The 3,155-nt window shown below is 40.4% G+C and carries 4 protein-coding genes; all 4 read right to left on the bottom strand.

The features are described 5' to 3' along the window. Nucleotides 1–603 precede the first annotated feature (603 nt). The 4 genes from IH598_14500 to IH598_14515 all read right to left on the bottom strand — a co-directional run bounded on the left by IH598_14500 (nt 604) and on the right by IH598_14515 (nt 2,912). A complete protein-coding gene (locus IH598_14500; protein MBE0639725.1) occupies nt 604–981 on the bottom strand; it encodes a type II toxin-antitoxin system VapC family toxin in 378 nt (125 codons plus the stop codon). Further along, nucleotides 971–1,204: a hypothetical protein gene (locus IH598_14505; protein ID MBE0639726.1), complete on the bottom strand. Its 234-nt coding sequence runs from the start codon at nt 1,202–1,204 to the stop codon at nt 971–973. Before IH598_14505 ends, IH598_14500 begins: the two co-directional genes overlap by 11 nt. A 110-nt stretch (nt 1,205–1,314) precedes the next feature. Then, nucleotides 1,315–2,118, bottom strand: coding sequence for a winged helix-turn-helix transcriptional regulator (locus IH598_14510; GenBank protein ID MBE0639727.1), 804 nt, complete (start codon nt 2,116–2,118; stop codon nt 1,315–1,317). Between the two features lie 281 nt (nt 2,119–2,399). Further along, entirely contained in the window at nt 2,400–2,912 is a 513-nt protein-coding gene (locus IH598_14515) for an ATP-binding protein (protein MBE0639728.1), read from the bottom strand. Between the last annotated feature and the right edge of the window lie 243 nt (nt 2,913–3,155).

The raw sequence follows: 3,155 nt of genomic DNA on the forward strand, positions 1-3,155 counted from the left end.
TTGTGATTCTTTATTGGGTATCATTGCTGAAAGGGTTGAAGGGTTGAAGGGTTGGGCGTTTGGCGTCCCGACCTTTGGTGCGGGATGCTCGAAAAAGCTACGGAATCAAAGATTCCTTGTTTTTTGGCATTGGACGTTTGGCACTTCGACAAGCGTTCGACTGAGCACTCACGCCGAAGTCTCAGTGTAAATGTTGGGGTTTGGGCGTTAGGCGTTGGACGTTAGGCGTTGGACGTTAGGCGTTGGGCGTTAGGCGTTTGAATGTAGGAGACCTTACAAATTGTAGAGACCGGGTTTGTATTTTTTCAGGTTTTGTGTTTGGTGTTCAGTGTTTGTTGTTTGTTGTCCCGAATCGCTTTCCTGTCTGCTTGTCGCAGTCAGGGCTCTCGGGATTTCGCTTCGCTCAATTTGGTGTTTGGTGTTAGACGTTGGGCGTTAACTTTTCCACAAATTTTCGCAAATGGGGGACACAAATTATCTCAGATTATTGAAGTCAAAGGGTAGCACTCATTTTTGAAAGGATATTCTTCCATCCAGATTTTCAAAGCTTAATTTCTTTCTATGCAGCCTTCAATCTGCAGGCAAAATTGGTGGATTATGGGATCAGCTAAAAGGATCAAGTAATTTGATTCTATCTTTGATTGCATTGAAATCTTTTGTGTTTCTGGTTACCAGTGTTAGATTGCTGTTCATTGCCGTGGCAGCTATAATAGCATCCGGTAGTTTAATTTTTGAAGTTTTGCGTATTTCGATGACTTTAGCAATGATTTCGGGTGAAAGGTGAATCAGAATCAGGTGGTTACACAATGCATTCATTAGCTCTTCTTCCTCTAATCTTTCGAAATGGTAACCTAACGCTTCCATGTAAGTAATGACAGATATAGATAAAGTTTCCTCACTTGAAGTGAAATCGGAAAGTTTTAGTTTACCCTGTGAAAGGTAAATCAAGACATTTGTATCTAATAATTTATCACCATTCATTTCTCAATTCCCTTTGCCAAAGTACCGGATCAGCAATGCTCTTAAAGTTTTCGCCAGTAGCTTTCTTTTCTAATAATTCATAGATTGTAGCGTATTGCTGGTTCGGTGTTTCCAAAGTAGATGATTGTATTTCAACGCTTTGGACAAACTTCATTGATTTAAGAACCTCAAGGAGGATTTGAGCATTCATCTGGTCTTTTACAGAAATCGTAATTGTAGTCATAAGTACTTGAAATTAAAATTCAAACGATAGGGGTTAATGTTTTGTTGTATTTTGTTTGTGACTGCTTGTCACTGCTGGTGTCGGGATCGCAAAGTTGGTTCAGCCCCCTATTAATCTGCGCGAAATGGTGAAAAAAATATCCCCTTACAAATTGTAAACTCCGGGTTTTGCTTTTTCATGTCACAGTTTTGAGTTGGACGTTGGTCGTTGGACGTTTGACGTTGGTTTCGTTGCATCCGGCGAGGGCGGGGAATCCGCGGGATGCGTGTGATTACACCCTTCTTTTTTAATTTATTCAAATATTCTTTGGTTGTGGTTATCCCTTTTCCAACCTTCTCTGCAATTACTTGTATTGTGACCCGATTATCATCAGCTATAATTGCCAAAATGTGATCTTCAATTGTGTGATTTTTCAGGTCGGTTTTCAGGTCGGTTTTCAGGTCGGTTTTTTTAAATAACACGGAAAACATGTGATTTTTACTTTCAAATTCAGGTTCAGGCAGGTTTTGGTGCAGGCATTCAGCAATCATTTTGAGCGTACCCCGACCCCAACTTTCAATAAAACCTGCTTTGTAAAATACATCTGCAAGCAGCATATTCCGGGGTTTTGAAAGGTGTGTCACTTTCAGGTCTTCAACCTTAATTTCATGAGGCAAAGCGCCTTCGTTGAGAATGATTAGTTTGTTGCTGTAGATTCTGATTTGAATTGCAGATGTTGTGAGGTAATCCCGATGGATTATTGCGTTAAGGATTGCCTCCCGCAGAGCCTGGTAAGGGTATTCAAGTATTTCGCGTCTATGGATACCTTCGTAGGTGATGGCGCTTGTTAAATATTTCGCCTTCAGGATATTCAAAGCCTGATCTACCTGCTGAAACAAGTTACCGCCAATGAGATCGCTGGAGATAATATCCACATCAGAGGCAAATTTCCCGATTCTTATGTGTGCTTGTTTAAAGAAATCCTGCGGCTCTGACCCAAAGAGTAAAATTGCTGCCCTTTTTAGCCCATTTAGTTCAAAAATTTTCGTGGAATTAACTGTATTCAAACAGCGACTAAGAAAAGCTAAGATTTTGTTTCACTTCGTTCTCAAAACCTAACCTTTTCTAAGTCGGGGTTAACCTGCATAAAATCAATATTTTGCAAAAAAAACATGAATTATGCAGGTTAGCTTGCCATTATTTATCAAATTCAATTTTATAAGAGTATCTGCGGGTCGTTCTCAGCCGAAACTCCCGGCAGGCGATCAAGCGCTAATCTTTTAAAGATTTCAATTGTTTTGTTGTCAATTAATTCAGGTGAGTATGAAATTTCGTAAACATCATCCCAGGTTTTTCCAAATTTTCGCATCAGAAAATCTGTTAGTGCATTACCGGTCAACTCAGCGTTTGTGCTGCCGCTTCGATAGTAATACCTTCCTCTCAGTGATATTGGTGTATTGTATTCCGGTGTGATAATTTCGATACAATCCTTCCCTTTTTCATTTAGTAGATTAACAGCAACAGTCACACCCATCAGGTCTCTTGTTTTAGAGGGTATTTCTTCCATCAGTTGCCGGGAGTTGTTTAAACCGCAAACCTTCCCTTTATCGTTAACGCCCACAAAAAGACTTCCACCACCAGCATTAGCAAAACCACATACCCATTTCAGATAGTCATCATGCCATCCTTGCTTGAACTCAACATTTTGTGATTCTTTATCGGGTATCATTGCTGAAAGGGTTGAATAGTTGAGGAGTTTAAAGGTTGGACGTTGGGCGTTGGACGTTAGACGTTGGGTGTTGGGCGTTAGGCGTTAGGCGTTGGACGTTTGACCTATCATGATTTCGGTTGACAAAAAGTACCCAACTTTTATTTTAACTGTTGATAAATCAATTTGTTGTTTTAGTTTAGTTTAATCAACTTTGCACCATCGGTGATAGCGGAGGAAGGCTCTGCTGGGGAGCAACCTTCC

The organism is Bacteroidales bacterium (genome assembly GCA_014860585.1).
GTDB lineage: Bacteria > Bacteroidota > Bacteroidia > Bacteroidales > 4484-276 > RZYY01.

What these genes read in the sequence shown, in the direction of transcription:
- IH598_14505 (MBE0639726.1), bottom strand. Translation starts at nt 1,204, where the DNA reads ATGACTACAATTACGATTTCTGTAAAAGACCAGATGAATGCTCAAATC.
- IH598_14515 (MBE0639728.1), bottom strand. Translation starts at nt 2,912, where the DNA reads ATGATACCCGATAAAGAATCACAAAATGTTGAGTTCAAGCAAGGATGG.
- IH598_14500 (MBE0639725.1), bottom strand. Translation starts at nt 981, where the DNA reads ATGAATGGTGATAAATTATTAGATACAAATGTCTTGATTTACCTTTCA.